At 60.3% G+C, this 19,111-nt stretch carries 21 protein-coding genes, 1 tRNA gene and 1 pseudogene; 15 read left to right on the top strand and 8 right to left on the bottom strand.

Features of this window, described 5'->3' with window-relative positions:
• Positions 1-96: 96 nt before the first annotated feature.
• Entirely contained in the window at positions 97-1,380 is a 1,284-nt protein-coding gene (locus FQ192_RS12460) for an FAD-binding oxidoreductase (RefSeq protein ID WP_149658869.1), read from the bottom strand.
• A gap of 183 nt (positions 1,381-1,563) precedes the next feature.
• Here FQ192_RS12460 and FQ192_RS12455 point away from each other — a divergent pair.
• Positions 1,564-1,640, top strand: a tRNA-Val gene (locus FQ192_RS12455).
• 182 nt (positions 1,641-1,822) lie between these two features.
• Positions 1,823-2,677 (top strand): DUF3592 domain-containing protein, encoded by an 855-nt coding sequence (locus FQ192_RS12450; protein ID WP_149658868.1) that lies wholly within the window; start codon positions 1,823-1,825, stop codon positions 2,675-2,677.
• Positions 2,678-3,210: 533 nt separating this feature from the next.
• Here FQ192_RS12450 and FQ192_RS34445 read toward each other — a convergent pair.
• Complete coding sequence (locus FQ192_RS34445) at positions 3,211-3,894, bottom strand: hypothetical protein (RefSeq protein WP_256672276.1); 684 nt, start codon at positions 3,892-3,894, stop codon at positions 3,211-3,213.
• A 721-nt stretch (positions 3,895-4,615) separates the two neighbouring features.
• Between FQ192_RS34445 and FQ192_RS12440 the strand changes: the two genes are divergently transcribed.
• Positions 4,616-4,984, top strand: coding sequence for a DUF6124 family protein (locus FQ192_RS12440; protein ID WP_133836957.1), 369 nt, complete (start codon positions 4,616-4,618; stop codon positions 4,982-4,984).
• Between the two features lie 58 nt (positions 4,985-5,042).
• Here the strand turns inward: FQ192_RS12440 and FQ192_RS12435 are convergent, their stop codons facing one another.
• From FQ192_RS12435 to FQ192_RS12420, 4 genes and pseudogenes are all read right to left on the bottom strand, one after another.
• Positions 5,043-6,446 (bottom strand): heavy metal sensor histidine kinase, encoded by a 1,404-nt coding sequence (locus FQ192_RS12435; protein WP_149658867.1) that lies wholly within the window; start codon positions 6,444-6,446, stop codon positions 5,043-5,045.
• Positions 6,443-7,114 (bottom strand): heavy metal response regulator transcription factor, encoded by a 672-nt coding sequence (locus FQ192_RS12430; RefSeq protein WP_149658866.1) that lies wholly within the window; start codon positions 7,112-7,114, stop codon positions 6,443-6,445. Before FQ192_RS12430 ends, FQ192_RS12435 begins: the two co-directional genes overlap by 4 nt.
• 100 nt (positions 7,115-7,214) lie before the next feature.
• On the bottom strand, positions 7,215-7,472 hold the full coding sequence (locus tag FQ192_RS12425; RefSeq protein ID WP_149658865.1) for a DUF2790 domain-containing protein: 258 nt from the start codon (positions 7,470-7,472) through the stop codon (positions 7,215-7,217).
• A 133-nt stretch (positions 7,473-7,605) separates the two neighbouring features.
• Positions 7,606-7,731, bottom strand: a pseudogene (locus tag FQ192_RS12420) (alpha/beta hydrolase); the annotation flags it as partial.
• An 828-nt stretch (positions 7,732-8,559) separates the two neighbouring features.
• On the opposite strand from FQ192_RS12420, the gene FQ192_RS12415 reads away from it, so the two are divergent.
• The 12 genes from FQ192_RS12415 to FQ192_RS12360 all read left to right on the top strand — a co-directional run bounded on the left by FQ192_RS12415 (position 8,560) and on the right by FQ192_RS12360 (position 16,649).
• A complete protein-coding gene (locus FQ192_RS12415; RefSeq protein ID WP_149658864.1) occupies positions 8,560-9,543 on the top strand; it encodes a sigma 54-interacting transcriptional regulator in 984 nt (327 codons plus the stop codon).
• A gap of 28 nt (positions 9,544-9,571) precedes the next feature.
• A complete protein-coding gene (locus FQ192_RS12410) occupies positions 9,572-9,901 on the top strand; it encodes a hypothetical protein (protein WP_133836963.1) in 330 nt (109 codons plus the stop codon).
• Positions 9,902-9,958: 57 nt separating this feature from the next.
• On the top strand, positions 9,959-10,915 hold the full coding sequence (locus FQ192_RS12405; protein WP_149658863.1) for a hypothetical protein: 957 nt from the start codon (positions 9,959-9,961) through the stop codon (positions 10,913-10,915).
• 56 nt (positions 10,916-10,971) lie between these two features.
• Positions 10,972-11,331 (top strand): type III secretion system inner rod subunit SctI, encoded by a 360-nt coding sequence (sctI, locus tag FQ192_RS12400; RefSeq protein WP_149658862.1) that lies wholly within the window; start codon positions 10,972-10,974, stop codon positions 11,329-11,331.
• A 7-nt stretch (positions 11,332-11,338) separates the two neighbouring features.
• A complete protein-coding gene (gene sctJ, locus FQ192_RS12395) occupies positions 11,339-12,142 on the top strand; it encodes a type III secretion system inner membrane ring lipoprotein SctJ (protein WP_149658861.1) in 804 nt (267 codons plus the stop codon).
• Positions 12,139-12,669, top strand: a complete 531-nt coding sequence (locus tag FQ192_RS12390; protein ID WP_149658860.1) for a type III secretion protein — start codon at positions 12,139-12,141, stop codon at positions 12,667-12,669. The genes sctJ and FQ192_RS12390 overlap by 4 nt, the downstream gene beginning before the upstream one ends.
• A 22-nt stretch (positions 12,670-12,691) precedes the next feature.
• Positions 12,692-13,267 (top strand): type III secretion system stator protein SctL, encoded by a 576-nt coding sequence (gene sctL / locus FQ192_RS12385; RefSeq protein WP_149658859.1) that lies wholly within the window; start codon positions 12,692-12,694, stop codon positions 13,265-13,267.
• A 97-nt stretch (positions 13,268-13,364) separates the two neighbouring features.
• On the top strand, positions 13,365-13,589 hold the full coding sequence (locus FQ192_RS12380; RefSeq protein WP_133836968.1) for a type III secretion protein: 225 nt from the start codon (positions 13,365-13,367) through the stop codon (positions 13,587-13,589).
• Positions 13,576-14,007: a type III secretion protein gene (locus tag FQ192_RS12375; protein ID WP_149658858.1), complete on the top strand. Its 432-nt coding sequence runs from the start codon at positions 13,576-13,578 to the stop codon at positions 14,005-14,007. Before FQ192_RS12380 ends, FQ192_RS12375 begins: the two co-directional genes overlap by 14 nt.
• A 1-nt stretch (position 14,008) precedes the next feature.
• Entirely contained in the window at positions 14,009-16,078 is a 2,070-nt protein-coding gene (gene sctC, locus FQ192_RS12370; RefSeq protein WP_149658857.1) for a type III secretion system outer membrane ring subunit SctC, read from the top strand.
• Positions 16,075-16,284, top strand: coding sequence for an HrpT family type III secretion system protein (hrpT, locus tag FQ192_RS12365; RefSeq protein ID WP_149658856.1), 210 nt, complete (start codon positions 16,075-16,077; stop codon positions 16,282-16,284). The genes sctC and hrpT overlap by 4 nt, the downstream gene beginning before the upstream one ends.
• Before the next feature lie 5 nt (positions 16,285-16,289).
• A complete protein-coding gene (locus FQ192_RS12360) occupies positions 16,290-16,649 on the top strand; it encodes a type III secretion protein HrpV (RefSeq protein ID WP_149658855.1) in 360 nt (119 codons plus the stop codon).
• Here FQ192_RS12360 and FQ192_RS12355 read toward each other — a convergent pair.
• Both FQ192_RS12355 and FQ192_RS12350 read right to left on the bottom strand, forming a co-directional pair.
• Positions 16,643-18,127 (bottom strand): hypothetical protein, encoded by a 1,485-nt coding sequence (locus tag FQ192_RS12355; RefSeq protein ID WP_149658854.1) that lies wholly within the window; start codon positions 18,125-18,127, stop codon positions 16,643-16,645. The two genes, FQ192_RS12360 and FQ192_RS12355, sit on opposite strands and share 7 nt — an antisense overlap.
• Positions 18,118-19,044 carry a type III secretion system chaperone gene (locus tag FQ192_RS12350; RefSeq protein ID WP_149658853.1) on the bottom strand — a complete coding sequence of 309 codons (927 nt, stop codon included), beginning with the start codon at positions 19,042-19,044 and terminating at the stop codon, positions 18,118-18,120. The genes FQ192_RS12355 and FQ192_RS12350 overlap by 10 nt, the downstream gene beginning before the upstream one ends.
• Positions 19,045-19,111 lie beyond the last annotated feature (67 nt).

Below are 19,111 nucleotides of genomic sequence, written 5' to 3'. Positions count from 1 at the left end.
CTTGCCCGCGAAGAGGCCGTCACATTCAATATCCATGTTGGCTGATGGTCCGCCTTCGCGAGCAAGCCTCGCTCCGACACGGAACCGTGTTGTTGGTCAGTACCCGAACTTGTCCCGCAACCCGTAATACCAAGCCCCCAACGCCGCAAACGGCGTACGCAGCAATTGCCCACCCGGAAACGGGTAATGCGGCAAATCCGCAAACGCATCAAACCGTTCAGCCTGACCCCGCAACGCCTCGGCCAGCACTTTGCCCGCCAAATGCGTGTACGTCACACCATGGCCGCTGCAACCCTGGGAGTAATAAATGTTGTCCCCCAGCCGCCCAACCTGCGGAAGACGCGACAACGTCAGCAGGAAGTTGCCGGTCCAGGCGTAATCAATCTTCACGTCTTTCAACTGCGGAAACGCCTTGAGCATCTTCGGCCGAATAATCGCCTCAATGTTCGCCGGATCCCGGGCGCCATACACCACGCCACCGCCGAAGACCAAACGCTTGTCCCCGGTCAAACGGTAGTAATCGAGCAAGTAATTGCAGTCCTCGACGCAATAATCCTGCGGCAACAGACTCTTGGCCAACGCATCGCCCAACGGTTCAGTGGTGATCACCTGAGTCCCGCACGGCATCGACTTCGCCGCCAGCTCCGGCACCAGATTGCCGAGGTAAGCATTGCCCGCCACGATAATGAACTTGGCCCGAACCTTACCCTGCGGCGTATGCACCACCGGCTTCGCGCCGCGCTCGATGCGCACCGCCGGCGACTGCTCATAAATAGTGCCGCCCAGCGACTCCACGGCCGCCGCTTCACCGAGCGCCAGATTCAACGGATGAATATGCCCGCCACTCATGTCGAGCATGCCGCCGACATATTGATCGCACGCCACCACTTCGCGGATGCGCTTCTGATCCAGCAACTCAAGCTGCGTATGCCCGAAGCGCTCCCAAAGCCGCTTCTGCGATTCCAGATGCCCCATCTGCTTGGCCGTGATGGCCGCGAACACACCGCCGTCCTTCAAGTCGCACTGGATATTATATTTGGCGACCCGCTCACGAATGATCCGCCCACCCTCGAACGCCATCTGCCCCAGCAACTGCGCCTGCTTGGGCCCGACACTGCGCTCGATCACATCAATGTCACGGCTATAACTGTTAACGATCTGGCCACCGTTACGCCCCGACGCCCCAAACCCGACCTTGGCCGCCTCAAGCACCGTGACCTTAAAACCGTTCTCCAGCAAAAACAGGGCAGAGGACAAACCGGTGTAACCGGCGCCAATCACACAGACATCAGTCTCTACGTCACCCTGCAACGCCGGGCGCGGCGGCACCGCATTCGCCGATGCAGCGTAATAGGACTCGGGGTAGGGGGTGTTCGCCATCCTGCAGCCTCTGTTTAATATATTTTACGAGTCCGCCGATCCTACCCGAGTTAAAAAACCGCCGCCAGCCACCGGAAAATCTCCGTCGCAGCCGCGAAATTAAATATTTTGCATATTCATAGGGTTAGCTCGAAAAAAGGTGTTGACACCCCTTCGGAATTCCGTAGAATGCCGCCTCACAGCAGGCACGTAGCTCAGTTGGTTAGAGCACCACCTTGACATGGTGGGGGTCGTTGGTTCGAGTCCAATCGCGCCTACCAAACAAAATCCGCTCTGCTGGGCGGTCTAGAAGGGCTCACCGAAAGGTGGGCCCTTTTTTGTTGGCTGCGATTTGCCAAGCATTCGCACAGACCCATCAGTTCCCTCGAAAGGCATGCATTGAAGCGCGCTGTCTCCATAACGTTTATGGAGCCAACCACCCGCCAGCGTAAGGACACACACCATGGCAGCTACCTCTCACCCGCGACGTCAATATTCTCTGTCGAGGCGTTTGCTCGCGGTTTTGGGTCTACTGCTGATCCTCGGGGGCATCGCTCAGCCTCTCCATCGCTCCATTGAAATAAAGAGCATGCAACAAGCCACCGGCACCTTGGTGTCGTTCGTTGAAGTGGGAAAAAACAAGTGCCCGCAGGTCAGTTTCGAAGCAGCCGGGCAGGGCCAGGTGGTAGTCGAGGGTAAGAGCTGCACCAAAAGCTCTCAAAATGAGATCGGTGATTCAATCACGGTGTTCTATGACCCACACCATCCCGATCAGGCTCTCCTGGATGTAATACCTGATCGTTGGTCCCATGCCGTGGAGCTCTTTGGGGCCGGTCTCTTGTGCTGGATTTTCGCCGGTTGCATGTCGACTCCCGTCGGCGTCAGGTCGCCGTTTGTCGAATACATCACGGGCGCTTGGGCCATACCTGTCGCATTTGCTCTGACGGCGTCTTTGTTGCTGACGGTTGGCTTTCTGATGCAGCAACACCGCCAGGGCGAAAAGGATCGAATGACGGGAATAGCCGTGGGAACCATCACAGCAACCGGACACGGGGGATCGAAGTCGAGCCGTTGCGCGATGGTGGCGTTCCACACACCCGATCAAGTTCTCTTTGAATTCAGTGCTTCAGTCTGTAGCGGTTCGAACTCCTCGGGCGATGAAGTGGCTGTCCGATACGATCCACGCAATCCGCGCCATGCGATGCTCGATAGCTTTTTGGAGAACTGGTTCCTTCCCTTGCTGTTCTGGGGATTGGGCTTTCCGTTTGCACTGGGTGTCATCATGCTCTGGCCGTCGGCTGGCGAGAGGCGGCGGTGACGGGTTCTTCTCCATAAGGGTGACGGATCTATTTTTCGTAGGTGCGTCGTTAAATAAATCCGTCACCTTTTTGCGGTTGGTGTGATTCGTTGAGATGGGAAATCTGGACAGGCGGAGTGTGAGCACATGTTCGCGATAGCCTACTCTTGAGGGGTAGTTCCTTACTCCGGAGATCATCATGCCCAAAAGTGGAGGTGGTAAAAGTTCAAGTAACTCCAGTGGACCGAGCAAAGGATCCAGCGGCTCTCGCGGACCTTCGAGTCATCCTGGGCCAGGTGGTAATTGGCCAAGTACAACGCCCAACCCCTCAGGCGGCGACCGGGGCAATGCGATACCAGGTAAGAAAGGGTGATGTACGGTGGAGAGCTGCTGCCGGATATAAATATGCAAAAAGATGACGGATCTATTTTTTCATAGGCTTCCTAAATAAATCCGTCACCTTTTTTTACTAACGCCACAAAGAATGATGGAAGCAATATTTTTTAGTTTCATTTCGTGGTTCCACCAAATTTCTCGCTCATGATCGTCGGTCGCTATTCCATGCCGCCCCTGCTTGGTCTTGGAGGCGCGTCAGGACACTCATTGGCCCATCGCGTAACTCTCATGTTATTGAACTGCTCCCCAATGGTGTCGACGCGCAAGCAGGCGCCGCTCTTTGAGTAGAACAAGATGCAGCGCGAGCTATCAAAAGAACAGACATCTACCTCAAAGAACTTGCGTGCAGCGAGCTCCCGCTCCGTGCCGCTATATTCATAGCCATTGGCATGCATCCGTGTAGGCTTCCACCCTTGTTTGACGAGCTTGGTCCTAGCCTCGACCAATGGCTCGTCGACGGCTATGCCGGCCGGCCCGCGTATGTCGTTCACGGCTTGCGAGCCATCCGCTGGGCATTTGAAGCCCCAGTTATTTATGACTAAGTCTTTTATTTCTTCACCTGTAGTTGAAACGACCAGGCATTTATTGTTTCTCTTGTAGTTGAACTCGCAATATTTAACTCCTTCGGTGCATCGTTCTATTTCTACAATACCTCTTCTTTTAAGTAAGACTTCAGTGCCAATCAGTTCTGTCTCGTTTGTTATATAGGGTTTCCAGCCGTGTTTTATCAACGCTTTTCGTGCACTTAAAAAAAGCATTCCCTTTGTGATGGGTACATCCGTTGCGTTTGCATAGAAGCTTACGCAACACAGGAAGATGCAAATAAAATGATGTGGTTTCATTTGTAGTGCCGCCAAATTTTTTGTAGGTGGTTACAACTTCGTCATACGGCATATACAGTTGGCCGGAAGGATGTCCGTTCAGTGGACGGTTGGCTTGGCCTGGGCCCAATGGCAACGCTTCCCTTCGCCCAGCGACTTTGCGTGTTGCAGTTTCGAAATCACCCTCTACGAGTGGATCTATTGCATGAACAATGCGAAGAATCTCAACGGCAGTCAGGTCCTGAGTATGGGGTGTAAAGTCAGATAAACCCATTGCTTCAATACACTGTAGTTTCCATGTGGGTTTTGTAATTTGATACCTGCCGGACGCGGTGATCGTTCCGCCATGACCGGCCCCCGGATGCATCGACTCTGATTCTTGAGGTGTGTTTAGCCGTTGAAAACGGATTGTTTAAAGACACCCTGTGTAACGTCCTGAAGACTACAAATCCTTGCGCCTTTACCTACGCGTGCGCCAGAATCCGCCGGCTTGTGCCTCTTGGACCAGGGCTCTATCGTTTACCTGCCACTGCTCATCAGTGGTCGGGTTTAGTCGCCCGTCGTAGCTAAGTCGCATAAGTGCCAATCAGTCAGGTGTCCCAGCCTGCACTTGATGGTAGCTGTGCGCAGGGCACCCTCGGGTGCGCCGATTTCTTAGCTCATCGGTCGACTAACCTGTGCACAGCTGCCTCCCTTTCGTTTAGTCGCGAACGGGATACAGCTCTAATTAGAGAGCTAAGACATGTTCAAAGTAACGCCGAATCCCCCGCACACCAATCCAGTACCCTACGACGCCTCTTTCGATCTTGATCCCAAGAAAATGAAACTGGCGGCCGACCGCGCACTCAACTTCTACCTCAACCCCGGGGCGACGAAAGAGCCGATACCGCCCCGCAAGCGCAGCACCATCTTCACCATCGACGCAGCGGTGGATGACGAAACGTTGCTCCTCGAGGCCAGCGAATCGTTCGCACAAGCCCGCGAGATGGTTAACGATCTCGCCGACCTGGCGGACAACCCGCGACGTCATACGATGCTGGTGCTGGCCCGTGTGATTCTGATGGGTGAGTTGGCGGTCAACCGCGTACTGGATAACCACAAGCCTGGATAGTCATCAGGCACGGTAACGAGGGGATTGCCCCCTCGTTACTTCATCAGCGCGGCAAGGATCATCCCTCCAACACCCGCCCCGGAAAAAACAACTCAAAACACGTCACCCCACCCTCACTGGTGACGCCATACCGCCCGTTATGCAACTGCATGATCGTCGCCACAATCGACAACCCCAACCCATTCGATTGCGCCGATCGTTCCCGCGACTCATCCACCCGATAAAACCGATCAAACAGCTTCGGCAGATGCTCGGCCGCAATGGTCGTGCCGTGGTTGCTCACCCGCAGGCTGATCCCATCAGCAGAAGGCGTCGCACTCACCACCAATTCCGAATCCGGCGCGCCATATTTGATGGCGTTGGAACACAGGTTGGCCAGCGCTCGCCGCAACAACATCGGTTCGGCCCAGATCACGCCGCTACCGTGGGCGTTGATGCTGATCCCGGCGTCCGCCGCCAGTCCTTCAAAGTAATCCGCCATGCGCTCCATCTCATCTGCCGCGTCCAGTTCCTGGCGTTGGCGCAGGGCACTGGCCGGGTCGGTTCGGGCCAGGAACAGCATGTTGTCGAGCATGCGCGCCAGGCGTTCGAGTTCTTCGACGTTGGAGGCGAGCAGTTGTTGGTAGGCTTCGACGCTGCGGTTTTGCTGGAGGGCGACCTGGGTTTCGCCGAGCAGGTTGTTGATCGGGGTGCGCAGTTCGTGGGCCATGTCGGTGGAGACCTGGCCGAGCTGGATAAAGCCTTTGGCGAGGCGGTCGAGCACGCCGTTGAAGGCGTCGATCATCGGCAGCACTTCCAGCGGCGCGCCGTGGCTGTCGAGGCGTTCGGTGAGGTTGCCGACGCCGATGCCATGGGCGTGTCTGGCCAGGCGACGCAGGGGCAGCAGCCCGCGATACAGCAGCAAATAGCCGCAGAGCGCGAGCAATAGGGCGGCGACGCCGGCCAGGAAGTACACGCGCAACCGGTAGTTGGCCAGCACGCTGGTGCGCTCGGTCATCAGTCGACCGGCCACGACTTGCAGGCTGCCGAGGTCGCCCGAGTCGATGGTCGCCGCCAGCGCCGCGAAGGGCACGCCGTCCACGCCGGAAAAGTGCTGCACGTCGGCCAGGACCAGCGGATGGTCCATGGTCACGGGCGACAGGTTCGGCAAGTCGAGGTTGCCGGGATTGACCACCAGCAACGGTTTTTGTCCGGCCGCACCGATCATCAGCACCGACTCGCGGTTGCCGAGCATGTTCTGGAACAACGCGGGTTTGCTCTTGATCAGGTCGAGGGTGTTGCTGTCATTCAGAAACGTGCGCAGTTGATCCACCCGAGTGATCAGCGCCGCATCGTCGCGCCGGACCAACTCGCGCTCCAGCTCGCGATACAAACACACGCCCAACGTGATGACCGAGGCAAACGCCAGCAAGGCAAACAGCAAGGCCAGGCGCAGGGTCAGGGAATGCGCTCGGCGGTTCATGGCTGCGTATCGAAGCGATAGCCGATGCCGCGCACGCTGTGGATCAGCTTGAGCTGGAACGGGTCGTCGACTTTCAAGCGCAGCCGCCGCACGGCGACGTCCACCACATTGGTGTCGCTGTCGAAATTCATGTCCCACACCCGCGAGGCAATCAGCGAGCGCGACAGCACTTGGCCCTGATGCGTGGCGAACAGGTGCAGCAAGGCGAATTCTTTATTGGTCAGGGTGATCCGCACGCCGTCGCGGGTGATGCGGCGCTTGAGCACGTCGATGTGCAGGTCGGCGACTTGCAGTTGTTCTTCTTCCCGGGATGGGCCACGACGGGTCAGGGTGCGCAGGCGCGCCACCAGTTCGGCGAAGGAGAACGGTTTGATCAGGTAATCGTCGGCACCCAGTTCCAGGCCCTTGATGCGGTCGGCGATGTCGTCGCGGGCGCTGAGGAACAGCACCGGCGTATCGGCTTCCTTGCGCAAGCGCCGCAGCACTTCCCAGCCGTCCATTTTCGGCATCATCACGTCCAGCACGATGACGTCGAACGAGGTTTCCAGGGCCAGGTGCAGGCCATCCACGCCATTGCGCGCCAGGCTGACCGAGTAACCGAGTTCCTGTAGACCGTTGAGCAGGTAGTTGCCGGCCTTGGGCTCGTCTTCAACGACAAGGATATTCATGGTCGATTTCCATCAAGAGTCAGTGCGCCGTGGAGGGCGTGAGCCAGTGTAGCCCGATCATCTGCACGTGACGCGGGCCACACATCGTCGGCGCGCACACTCAATTGTCATTGGTGCAACCGGACCCTTCCACCTGGTAATCCAGTACATGCTCCTGGCCTTTGTGGTCCAGGTAGTCCAGTCGGGCAGGAATAATGCCGCACTGTTGTGAGATGTCGGTGGTGGACAGGACTTTAGCGACGTCCATATGCACGAAGAAACCGGTCTTGTCATGAATCACCGCGGCCTGTGGCTGGGTGTCGGCAAACGCCGAACCGGTGGCGAGGAGGGCGGCAAAACCGAGGATTAACATTTTCATGATGAGTCTCTCTCTGAATCCGGGTGAAGGTGGCTGCCGTCAGTTGGCTGGGCAGTGAGCTCAGGTTAACGAGGCGATCCGGACAGCCGACCAACAGTTGAATGACAAAGTTGTAATGCAAATCGGCCCGGGATTACGGCTGGCGGCCGGAGGCTTCGAGGATCAAGTCGGCGATTTCTTTCGAGTGGGACATCCGCGACAAATGGCTCGAGGGCAGCTCGATGGTGGTCGCACCCGAAATCTTCGCCAGCACTCGGGGCGCGGGCGGCGCTGAGTGGTCAACCGAGGCCATTCGGTTCCATCGAAAATTTGCGTAAGACTCAAAAAGTTTTCCCTGTGCCTCGCGATCACTCGGCAACGTAAGCAGGCCGGGGGCCGATCACCGTGCGTTGCGTCACACATTGGCGCAGTGGCAAATCGATACTTTGATCGAATCAACATTCACCGGGAACTTTCCGGGAAATGCTTGTCTCTCTTCCGAGGGATTTAAATCGGCCTCGAGCCGGAAATTCCTCAAGGAAGAAAAGAACTCGTACAGAGGAGCAAGACTTTGAGAATACAGTTGACATGTATAACTTCGAATGTATGCTCATGTTCACTTCCGAAAATTAGACCGGCGGTTTTGTTCATTGGCAAACAACGCTGATGATCCGTCAGATCATTGAAATCAAGTTTAAGTAAGCTCGTTTGGTATTGCTGCGTCGGTGATATCTGGCTGTGCTTCATTAGGGTGCTTTAACACCAAATTAGTGCAGCTGTAACCGGTTTCACCCGCATTACTCTACGCGTCAGTACTGTATTAACGGTTGTTGGATAATCGCGCCTTATTCAATGGTGTCGTCAACTTCTGACGACGGCCCTGCAGTAACTTGCTGAATTGTTTGTACTCTTCCAATAATTAGAATAATTGCTTTATTTATTTGCTCGGCAAGTTGTGCCGGGGATGAAGTGTCGCCCGTGGAAGCAATTGGCTGCGTGGTCGATAGCAGGGGTCATAAACCCTTAAAGTCACCAAGCGGTACAAAGGCAACGATCAGAGCCTATGGACGGGGGCATAACTTGAAGGAAACCGATCTGGAGATCGTAGATGAGTGTGTACGATTACTTTGATTGTGAGCTTGACTGCGATAACGACCTCCCCGACATAAAAATCATTGCGCAAAGCACCTCGCCGCTGGGCATCGATCTGCTGCTGTCGGGGGAAACCGGCACTGGCAAGGACACCCTGGCGCAACGCATTCACGTGTTGTCGGAGCGCAAGGGCGGGTTTGTGGCGATGAATTGCGCGGCGATCCCGGAGTCGCTGGCCGAAAGCGAGTTGTTCGGGGTGGTCAGCGGCGCGTTCACCGGGGCCAGTCGTTCGCGGATGGGCTACATCGAAGCGGCGCAAGGCGGCACGCTGTACCTCGACGAGATCGACAGCATGCCGCTCAATCTCCAGGCCAAACTGCTGCGGGTGCTGGAGGTCCGGGCCATCGAGCGACTCGGCTCGACCACGGTCATTCCCCTGGAGTTATGCGTGATCGCCTCGGCCCAACGGCCGCTGGACGAAATGGTCGAGCAAGGCCTGTTTCGCCGCGACCTGTATTTTCGCCTCAACGTGCTGACCATCCAGTTGCCGGCATTGCGCGAACGTCGCGACCAGATCATTCCGCTGTTTTCCCAATTTTCCAACGCCGCCGCCCGCGACCTGGGGCGAGGTCACAAGGCGCTGGGCGCGGCGCTGACCCAAGTGCTGCTCAGCCACTCCTGGCCCGGCAACATTCGTGAATTGAAGTCGGCGGCCAAGCGTTTCGTGCTGGGTTTTCCATTGCTCGGCGGCGGTCCCGGTGAAGACCCGGAGAGCCAGACCCTCAAGGCCCAGATGCGGGTCATCGAACGCATCCTGATCCAGGAGGCGCTCAAGCGCCACGGTCAGTCCGTCGACGCGGTGAGCATGGAATTGGGCGTGCCCCGGCGCACGCTTTATCACCGCATCAAGTCGCTGGATATCTTCCTCAAACACGATGCCCTGGAAAAAAAAGTGGAACCCAAATCCGTCACGGCTCCACTCATGGATATCTCGCACTGATGCGGGTGTTCATTGTGGAGTTAAGACTATGGCTGGTATGGGTGGAGTAGGTGGCGTTGCGAATACTGCAGTAAATGGTTTCAACTCAGTTAAAGAGACCGCGAACTCGGTTAAAGGCAACGCACAAAACCAATCGGCAGCCGCCGACATGTCCGGCGGCGGTAAAGCAGCCGACGCACAAATGAAAATGATGCAGATGCAGGACGAGCAATCGGCCCGCAATATCACCATGCAAGGCCAGGCGGCCATGCAAACCGAACAGCGCAACACACTTCAGGCCATCAGTTCCGCTCAGACGGACGCGTCCAACAAGCAAATTTCCAACGTCGCACAAAGTGCGAAAGGCATCAGCTATTAATCATCCCTATGCCCTCTGTTTGCGCAGAGGGCTTTTGATCGTTAGCGAGAATCTTCCATGTTAAATCCTCTAGCAGCAGGTGCCAGTTCGCTTCTGAAAATGGGCGGCGCTCTTCCGGCGACCCTAACTTCCGTGGCCTCCGAATCACTTAATTCCATGAAAGGGGTGGTCGACAAGTTAAGCAGTTCGCTGATGTCTGGCGGCCACCTCAATACCGATTCGCCCTTGGGCAAGATGGTTGAACAACAACTTAAAAAAGAGAACCCGTTCATGGCCTTGGCCGGGGGGAAGGGCGGTGAAGAGAACGCCGTCAAGAAAGCGTTGGGCGATCTGATCAAGGACAAACTGGGCAGCAATTTCGGCGCCTCGGCGGATGCCGGCATTGGTGGCAAGGGCCAGGGCCAGGGCGGGCAGGATTTGATGTCCAAGACCCTGCAAGGTCTGGGCAAGTCATCGCTGGACAATGCGCTGACCGACAAGGGTGAAGGCTCGACTTTTTCCCAGGCCGACAAGCCGATCCTGCAACAGGTCGCCAATTTCATGGACCAGAACAAGGCCGAGTTCGGTGCGCCGGATTCCGGGTCCTGGAGCAAGGAACTCGACGAGGGCGGTGGCAAGGACAACTTCCTCGACAAGGGTGAAACCTCGAAATTCCGCGCGGCGCTGGAGCAGATTTCCCAGCAGATGGGTGCCGGTGGCGCCCAGGGCTCGCAAGCGTCCCAGGGCAATGGCGGTCTGGGCAGCCCGCAACAGGAACCGTCGGCCAACGATGCGTCCTCGGGCGGCCAATCCAACGATCTGTCGCAACTGTTGGGCAGCAGCAACCCGATGGACATCTTCAAGCAAGGCCTGGAAATGGGCCTGGGGATGGCCGGTGGCAAAGGCGCGGAGGGCGGCGCTGATAGCCTCGCGCAGAACGGCTTGAGCCCGCAGTTGCAACAACACAGCCTGAAAAGTTCGGCCGCTGAAGCGGCGCAAAACATCCTCGACGTGATGAGCGCGGGCGTTTCCTGATCCCAGGATTGCCGTGATCCATCGCACCCCTCGACACCGTCTGCCGGAGAACGCCCATGAGTCTTTCCCCCATCAATGCACCCAAGGGCGTCCCGGTCGAGCCTGACCCAGGCCTGGTTTCCGGACCTGCGCAGGCGGATGTCGACTTATTCAATGGCGCCATGCGCAACGAGGCCGCCCCGGCGGGGCATATGGCCGACGGTGTGATGGGCGCGTTGTCCGAGCGTCTCCAGTCCCAGGAACAGCTGTCGCAGCAGGCGTTGCGCTCGATGAAAACCGCCGCCGGCTCGGCCGATCCGATGGACATGGTCAAGATGAGCCGCTCGCTGTCCCAGTACTCGCTGCAAATGGCGATCACCACCAAGGTGGTGAGCAAGAGCGCCCAGGCGCTCGATAAATTGACCAACATGCAGTAGGCCCCGCGTGAAATTCTTTGCCCCGATTGTGTTGCTGTGCCTGCTGTTGCTCAGCGGTTGCAGCGATGACACGGAACTGTTCGGCGGCCTCTCGGAGCCGGACTCCAACGACGTCATCGCCAAGCTCGCCGACCAGCACATCGACGCCCGCAAGCAGATGCAGAAAACCGGCGTGACCATCATCGTCGCCGCCCGCGACATCAATCGCGCCGTGCGCGTGCTTGAAGCCGCCGGCCTGCCTCGACGGTCGCGCACCAGCCTCGGTGAAATCTTCAAGAAGGAAGGGGTGATTTCCACACCGCTGGAGGAACGGGCGCGCTACATCTACGCCTTGTCCCAGGAGCTGGAATCGACCCTGTCGCAGATCGACGGCGTGATTGTCGCGCGGGTCCACGTGGTGTTGCCGGAACGCATTGCGCCGGGCGAACCGGTGCAACCGGCGTCAGCGGCGGTGTTCATCAAGCACACGGCGGCGCTGGATCCGGACAGCGTGCGCGGACGCATCCAGCAAATGGTCGCGAGCAGCATTCCGGGGATGTCCCAGGAAGCGGCCAACTCGAAAAAATTCGCGATTGTCTTCGTGCCCTCCGTGGAGTTTCAGGACAAGGAAAACCTCGTGCGTTTCGGCCCGTTCCTGATCGACAGCCCGGACGTCGGCTTCTGGCACGTCATGGCCATGGTGATTCCGATCAGCTTGTTGTTGCTACTGGCCGCGCTGACCCTGGCGTTGCGTCGTGACTGGCGCGTGGCCTTGTTCGCCCGTGTGTGGCCCGGCCGGCGCAGCGATTCGACGTTACCGGCAAACCTATGACCGCGAGCGACTGGGTGAACTGGTGGTGTTGCACCTGGCGTTGGGCGCATCCGGGCTGGCACGCGCAGGTGCTCGCGTTGCAGGGCCTGGAGCCCGAGGCGTGCACCGCTGTGAATCGCAGCCGGCAGGCGGATTTACTCGCCAGCCTCGGCGTGCGCCCCAGCCAACCACCCGAACCGGACGTCGATGTGCTGTCGTGGCTGGCGCTGAGCCCGGAGCAACGTCAACAAGCGCTGGCCCTTGCGCGAACGATCTGTTGCGCGCCGCTGCTCGCCGAAATCACCGTGGCCGCGCGGCACGATGCGTGGTGCCGCAGCCTGGCTAAGGCCCTGCGACCGGGGCTTTGGGCCGACCCGCAACAGACCGACATGCGCCCGTTGCTCGGCGCCTGGCTGGGCCCGGCGATCTGGCCGCGCTTGCGCCTGGGATGGGCCCCGGGGGAGGTCGGGGAACTCGCCACGGACCTGCCGCCGAACAAACTCGATACCCTGTGGCGCGCCGTGTTGTGGCGCGTCTCGACGCCATGAACCTCCACCGAGTACCGCGCTGATGCTGGTTCGACGACGCTTGTCCCTGGGCACCGAGGCCTTGCTGCGCGAACCGATCCTGCGCCGCGAAGACCTCGCGGATGCGCAACGGGCCAGTGACTTGCTGCTCGGCGCACAGGCCGAGGCCGAGGCGTTGATCGCCGAGGCTCAAGGCCAGTGCCAGCGTTCTCTCGATCAGGCGACGGGACAGTTCTGGGATCAGGCCAATGCCTTTCTGCAAACCCTGGAAGACCAACGCCAGGCCTTGCAACGTTCGGCGGTGGAGTCCGCCGAGGCCCTGCTTACGCTGACGCTGACCCGGTTGTTCGATGACGCCAGTGTCATCGAGCGCGGACACGCGCTGCTCAAGCATCTGGCGACCAGCCAGAGCGAGGCCTGCACCGCGACCCTCAGTTGTCCCCCTGCGTTATTCGCCGACGTACAGACCTGGCTCGCGGGAGGTCGCTTCGCCGCGCTGTGGCAGTTGCGCGAAGACGCCTCGATGCCGCCCCAGACCCTGCGCCTGAGCAGCGACGTCGGGGAATTCGACCTCGATTGGGCCGGGTTGGTCCGTTGCCTGTTGGGGCAGGGCGACTGACCCGGCGCCAGCCTCATTTCTCCCTCTGCTGCAAAAAGTGGAACCGGCTGACGGTTTTGCTCCACTCACTGGCGACCCTTTCCGTGGAGCACTCTTCATGATCAGTTTCAAAGCCTTGCAGCATCGCCTCGACCATTCGTTCAGCAACAGCCAGACCAACACTGACGAAGCAGCCCTCGACGCCGCGGACAGTGGCTCACCCGAAGACATGATGGCGTTCAGCGACGCGTCGCAGAAAATGGCCACCGCGACCTCGGTGTTGAGCGAAGGCCTGCGCGCCCAGCACGGTTTGACGAAAGCGATCATCGATGGAATTCAATGACTTCGTTGCGGTGATCAGCCAGTGGTGCGAGCAAGGTTCTGGCGCACCGCTGGACTGTTGGATCGACGAGCCCAACGCCCGACTCGCCCGCTGCGAAGACGGCGTGCGTTGCAGCATCGACGTGCTGGACCCGTACGACGCCGCCGACCCCGATCGCCTGACCGCGCTGCTGATCCAGAGCAGCGCCGGTGTGGCTTGCCACTGCGAAGGCGCGCTGGCGATGGACCCCGACAGTCACTGCCTGGTGCTGGTCTGTTGGCAGGCGCCGCCCTGTGCCGCCCTGGTGTTGCTGCAACGCCTGGAACACCTGGCCAATCAGCGCGCCGCGATGCTCAGCCTGTTACAGCATTCTTTGGGCAGCCTGGCGAATGCCGCGCTGCCCCGTTCGACCCTCAACACCTGGCAACCCGGAGCGTGAAATGAAGGCCTTTAAGTGGTTGCCTTGGCTATTGATCTGGATGAGTGCCTCGGCCTTCGCCGCCGTGCCGCCGGCCTGGAAACACACGGCGTACGCCTATGATGCGAGTCAGGCAGACCTGGCGACGGCGCTGGCCGACTTCGCCAAGGAGTTTGGCCTGGGCTTTGAAATGGAACCGGTGGACGGCATCGTCGACGGCCGCATCAAGGCGCCAAACCCCCAGGCGTTTCTGGAGCGATTGAGCCAGGAACATCACTTCCAGTGGTTCGTCTACAACGAGACGCTCTACATCAGCCCGACCAGCGAGCAGACCTCGGCGCGCATCGAGGTGTCCCCGGATGCCGTGGATGACCTCAAGAGCGCCCTGACCGACGTCGGTCTGCTGGATTCGCGATTCGGCTGGGGCGCCTTGCCCGACGAAGGCGTGGTGCTGGTGCGCGGGCCGGCGAAGTACGTCAATTTTGTCCGCGACTACAGCAAGAAAGTCGACACCCCGGACGAGAAGCAAGACATCGTCGTGCTGCCGTTGAAGTACGCCAATGCCGCCGACCGCACCATTCGCTATCGCGACCAGCAACTGACGGTGGCCGGGGTCGCGAGCATTCTTCAAGACTTGCTCGAAACCCGCTCCCGGGGGGATTCGATCAACGGCGTCAACCTGCTCCAGGGCGCCGGGTTGGGCGCCGGTGGCAGTCCCTACGGCGGCGGTTCGACGCTGCTCGGCGGGCTCGACACCGACAACCTGCAAAAAGGCCTGGACCAGGTGCTGGCCAACACCGGTTCGAAGAAAGGCAAAGGCGCCGGGGGCAGCAAGTCGCGGATCCGCGTCAGCGCCGATGTGCGCAACAACGCGGTGCTGATCTATGACTTGCCCAAGCGCAAGGCGCTGTATCAGAAGCTGGTCAAACAGCTCGATCAACCGCGCAACCTGATCGAGATCGATGCGGTGATTCTCGACATCAACCGCGAAGACCTGGCTGAACTGTCCAGCAGCTGGAACATCTGGGCCGGCGGCACCAACGTCAGTGCTTCGCTACTCGATTCCGGTTCCAGCTCGACCTTGTCGGTGGAGAACTCCGGTCGATTTGCCCTGGCCATTCATGCGCTGGAAGGCAAGGGCTCGGCGACGGTGGTGGGCAACCCGTCGATCCTGACCCTGGAAAACCAACCGGCGGTGATCGACTTCAGTCGCACCGAATACCTGACCGCCACCGGCGAACGGGTCGCTGATATCCAGCCGATCACCGCCGGCACCAGTTTGCAGGTGATTCCGCGCTCGCTGACCCACGAAGGCAAATCCCAGGTGCAGTTGATCCTCGACATCGAAGACGGGCAGATCGACGCCTCGGAACTCAACCCCTCGCAACCGAGCGTGCGCAAAGGCAATGTCAGCACCCAAGCCGTGATCGCCGAGCATGGTTCGCTGGTGGTCGGCGGTTTCCATGTGCTGGAGTCCGACGACAAGGTGCGCAAGATTCCTTACCTCAGCGCCATTCCGCTGATCGGCAAATTGTTGTTCACCTCCAGCAGCCACCGCACCAGCAAACGCGAGCGGCTGTTTATCCTCACACCACGGCTGATCGGTGATCAGGTCGACCCGTCGCGCTACGTTGAAAACGGCAACCCGGACGACGTGGATGCGGCGTCCAAACGCATCAATAGTCGACGTGACGGCGCGCAACCGACGCGCATCGACGTGCAGAAAGCCTTCACCCAATTGCTCGATGGCATCGCCCCGGCCGGGTTCACCAGCAGCGATCAATTGCCGTTCATTCCCAACACTTTGTGCGACTCGAATTCGGGCGTGGCCATCGATGGCGAACGCGCCCAGTGGTACACGCAGAAGCAATGGGGCGTGGCGGTGGTGGTGGCGCGCAACACCAGCGACAAACCCCAGCGCATCGACGAAAGCACCTGCGGTGGGCGCTGGGTATTGGGGGTCAGCGCCTGGCCCAAGGCCTGGTTGCAACCGGGGGAAGAAAGCGAGGTGTTCATTGCCGTGCGCCAACCCAAATCACTCACGGCCAACGCCCAGGCGCGCGCCTCGCTACTCAAGGGAACGACACCATGAACCAGGTTTTATGTGGGGCGTTGCTGGTGTTGTGCGCGCTGTTGGCCGGCTGCGCGGGCTCGGGTTCCGGGTGTATGGCCGAGGCGTGCGACCGGCCCGACTCCAACGATCGTGAACTGGTGATCTGGTGGCCGGCGGACATGCGCCAGGGCCTCGAAGCGCGTGAGCGCACGCTCGACTTCACCGTCGTGCCATTAAGGGATTGAAGGCTATGATCCGAGTTTCAGAGAAGTCGGCGTTCTACGCCCAAGTCGCCGCCGAAAGGGCCGCAGTCTGGCCGGTCGCGGCGGGCATTTCGTTCGTCAGTCGCCGCGAACACCAGGATTGGGGCATCGCCTTGCACATCGAAAGCCGTTCGTTGAAACCCCAACAACTGCGCACCGCGCTGGAGCGGCGCTTCACCCAATCGCACCTGTTTCCCGATTACTTTCTGTTCCTCGATTCCCAGCGCGACTTCGTGGTGTGGCACGCCACGCCGATGGGGCCGGGCAGCCACGTGTCCCTGGACGATATCCGCCAGCATCAATTGCTGCTGGCGGGGCTCGATCACTTGGGTGATGGCCCTCACTGAGCGTCCTGCGCGTTCTCTATGCGCGCACGCACGGCATTGGCCCGGCGATTGATCACGACACTGCCCTGAGGTTCGAGGCCCGGTTGGGCGACGACGGCCGGTGTCTGCGCTGGCGGGTTGTCGATAGCCTTGCGCACGCTGCCGTGGGCCTGGAACGTTTGGTTCATGGTGCGATAAGCCAGGCCCATGGCTGCGGCGGTGCCGGCGTTGCCGAGGAAACTGCCGAGGGCCGTCGAGGTATTGCCGCGGGTGACTTCACCCATGGCCATGTTGATCGCGCTGGCCAGGCTGGTCCAGGCCACGCGCGCCGGGGACTGATCGAGTATCCGCCCGTAATCCTTGAGCGGCAGGCTCGCTTCGAACTGTTGCGTGGTGCCGGCCTGGCGCGTGTCGAAATGCTTTTGCAGGTGGTTGTCCATGATCGCGATCACGGTGTTGAACGCCGCGCGGGTGCCGGCCAGGGTCTGGATCGATTGGGCCAGCGCTTCACCCCGCAGTGGCAACTGATCAGCGCCGGTCAATGCCGGGCTCGACAGGGTTTGCCCCGGCGGCAAGGTCTGCGGGCTGACCGAATCCTGGACGAAGCCCATGGTCAGGGTCATCGCGCCATAGGCCCAGCCGAGCAGGGCCATGTTGTCCTGATTGACCCCGTGGGTCTTGGTGTCGTCGTGCTTGCCGGTCATGCTCAGGCTGGCCTGCATGGCTTCGCGCGACACGGCGTAGATCACGTTGCGCAGCTGGGTCGAGAGAATCCGTGCGCTCAAGGCGCCGTCACCGCGCGCGGCACCGAGTGCGCCGAGGCCCAGGTAGATGGCTTCGGCGGCCACCTGATTGCGGGTGACGTTGCGTGAATCGCGCTGCATCTGCGTGCGCAGGGCGCCTTGGTTGTCGGGCGTCAGGCCATTCCATTTGGCTTCGCTCAGGGCGAAGTGGCCGCGCACGGCGACGTTCGATTCGGCGCCCAGACGCTCCAGGCGCGGTTGGCGCACGTAGACCTGAGTGGCAATCGAGGCCAGGGAAATCGCCGCTTGCAGCACCAGGGCACCGCCAGGGCTTTTTTCCGCCAGGCCATCGGCCAACGCGCTGTAGGCGTGCATGAACGCGACTTCGCGCACGTAAGTCGGCAAGCCGCACGTGGCCATCTGTTGCAGGGTCTGGCCGGCCGCCGCCAGCGTGGTGCGCCCGGACGGCAAATTCGCCGCGCTGTCACTCCAGGCCTGGATCGCGCCGCTCTTGAGTTGGTCGCGCGCCGCGCCCCCGGCGCTGCTGACGCTGGCATAGGCCGGCGACAGGTAACTGCGGTGGAACGTCTGGCCCAGGCTCATCGCCGCTTGTGCCGCCCGGGCCGTGAAACCGGGTGGGGGCGGTGTCTGCCCGCGCTCCAGATCCGCCGGGGTACGGTCGCGGCCCAGGGGTTGCAGTTCGAGGCGCGTGGGCGGGGCCGGGGCGATGCCGGGTGCTGCGGGTCTCATGTCCATGCCGGATTCCTCTTGGGTAGCGCGGCGGGCGAAGGCGCGACGAAACTGTCGGCCAGTCGGGCAACATCCAGCAGCCAGTCGGCGAAGGCCTCGCCGTCCAGCCCTTTGCAATCCCAGCGGGCTTGCAGGCAACTGCCGTGGGGCGCGAGGGCCACGGCGCAACCGCTCAGCAGCATTAATTGCAGGTTGGCGCGTAAGGCTAGTTCACGTTGAGCGGCATTGCGCAGTGGGGCGTCGATGATCGTGCTGACCAGCAGGTGGCGCAGGTCGCCATCGGCGATCACTTCGAACGACCGGGCGCCGAGCTGGAGCACCCCGACGGTCTGAATCTGGGCCTCGGGCGGGGCGGCGATGCCCAGTTGCTGCATTGCCTGAATCAGCAGGGGGCTATGCCAATGCTGGTCCATGGCTGCCCTGGCCGCTGGCGCCGTGGCCGGGTTCGACGCGGGGGCCGGACCTGGCGTTGTTTCGGCGCGGGCCGGCCCTGAAGTCAGCGCGGTGGCCCCTGCGACCAGGCTTTCCGCCACGGCGATCATCTGGTCGAGTTCGGCGGCCAGGCCCGCGTGATCCGCGTACGCCTGATACCCCAGGCGCTTGACCAGCAAGCCATGCCCGCGTTCGTCCAGCGCGGCGGTGCAAGCACTCATGGCGCTGATCGCGCAGTTGGCCCGCAGCAGCAATTCGTTCCATTGCAACGGGGTCAGGGTTTCGGGGCGCGGCAGTTGTGCCAACACGATCCACTGCGCGAAGGGTTCGGTCTGCCAAAGGATCAATTGCAGCGTCAGTCCCGGCAGTTGCAACTCGCCGCTGCGGGCGAAATCCCGGGACAGTGGCGGCGCCACGCCAAGGTGTTTGGCGGCGTTCAATAACCAGGGTGTGGCGGCATCGGGAATGGGCGTAAGCGGCGACGAATTCATGAGCTGCACTGCCGAAAGTTTTGAAGGCCATTGAAGCCTTTTAACGTTGCAGTTTCGTGAACGCGCC

The organism is Pseudomonas sp. ANT_J12 (assembly GCF_008370045.1).
Classification (GTDB): domain Bacteria; phylum Pseudomonadota; class Gammaproteobacteria; order Pseudomonadales; family Pseudomonadaceae; genus Aquipseudomonas.
This window is presented reverse-complemented; position numbering and strand designations above follow the sequence as displayed.

Bases quoted from the DNA above. Each gene is read 5' to 3' on its own strand.
- FQ192_RS12460 (WP_149658869.1), bottom strand. From the start codon at position 1,380: ATGGCGAACACCCCCTACCCCGAGTCCTATTACGCTGCATCGGCGAAT.
- FQ192_RS12450 (WP_149658868.1), top strand. From the start codon at position 1,823: ATGGCAGCTACCTCTCACCCGCGACGTCAATATTCTCTGTCGAGGCGT.
- FQ192_RS34445 (WP_256672276.1), bottom strand. From the start codon at position 3,894: ATGAAACCACATCATTTTATTTGCATCTTCCTGTGTTGCGTAAGCTTC.
- FQ192_RS12440 (WP_133836957.1), top strand. From the start codon at position 4,616: ATGTTCAAAGTAACGCCGAATCCCCCGCACACCAATCCAGTACCCTAC.
- FQ192_RS12435 (WP_149658867.1), bottom strand. From the start codon at position 6,446: ATGAACCGCCGAGCGCATTCCCTGACCCTGCGCCTGGCCTTGCTGTTT.
- FQ192_RS12430 (WP_149658866.1), bottom strand. From the start codon at position 7,114: ATGAATATCCTTGTCGTTGAAGACGAGCCCAAGGCCGGCAACTACCTG.
- FQ192_RS12425 (WP_149658865.1), bottom strand. From the start codon at position 7,472: ATGAAAATGTTAATCCTCGGTTTTGCCGCCCTCCTCGCCACCGGTTCG.
- FQ192_RS12415 (WP_149658864.1), top strand. From the start codon at position 8,560: ATGAGTGTGTACGATTACTTTGATTGTGAGCTTGACTGCGATAACGAC.
- FQ192_RS12410 (WP_133836963.1), top strand. From the start codon at position 9,572: ATGGCTGGTATGGGTGGAGTAGGTGGCGTTGCGAATACTGCAGTAAAT.
- FQ192_RS12405 (WP_149658863.1), top strand. From the start codon at position 9,959: ATGTTAAATCCTCTAGCAGCAGGTGCCAGTTCGCTTCTGAAAATGGGC.
- sctI (WP_149658862.1), top strand. From the start codon at position 10,972: ATGAGTCTTTCCCCCATCAATGCACCCAAGGGCGTCCCGGTCGAGCCT.
- FQ192_RS12390 (WP_149658860.1), top strand. From the start codon at position 12,139: ATGACCGCGAGCGACTGGGTGAACTGGTGGTGTTGCACCTGGCGTTGG.
- sctL (WP_149658859.1), top strand. From the start codon at position 12,692: ATGCTGGTTCGACGACGCTTGTCCCTGGGCACCGAGGCCTTGCTGCGC.
- FQ192_RS12380 (WP_133836968.1), top strand. From the start codon at position 13,365: ATGATCAGTTTCAAAGCCTTGCAGCATCGCCTCGACCATTCGTTCAGC.
- FQ192_RS12375 (WP_149658858.1), top strand. From the start codon at position 13,576: ATGGAATTCAATGACTTCGTTGCGGTGATCAGCCAGTGGTGCGAGCAA.
- sctC (WP_149658857.1), top strand. From the start codon at position 14,009: ATGAAGGCCTTTAAGTGGTTGCCTTGGCTATTGATCTGGATGAGTGCC.
- hrpT (WP_149658856.1), top strand. From the start codon at position 16,075: ATGAACCAGGTTTTATGTGGGGCGTTGCTGGTGTTGTGCGCGCTGTTG.
- FQ192_RS12360 (WP_149658855.1), top strand. From the start codon at position 16,290: ATGATCCGAGTTTCAGAGAAGTCGGCGTTCTACGCCCAAGTCGCCGCC.
- FQ192_RS12355 (WP_149658854.1), bottom strand. From the start codon at position 18,127: ATGGACATGAGACCCGCAGCACCCGGCATCGCCCCGGCCCCGCCCACG.
- FQ192_RS12350 (WP_149658853.1), bottom strand. From the start codon at position 19,044: ATGAATTCGTCGCCGCTTACGCCCATTCCCGATGCCGCCACACCCTGG.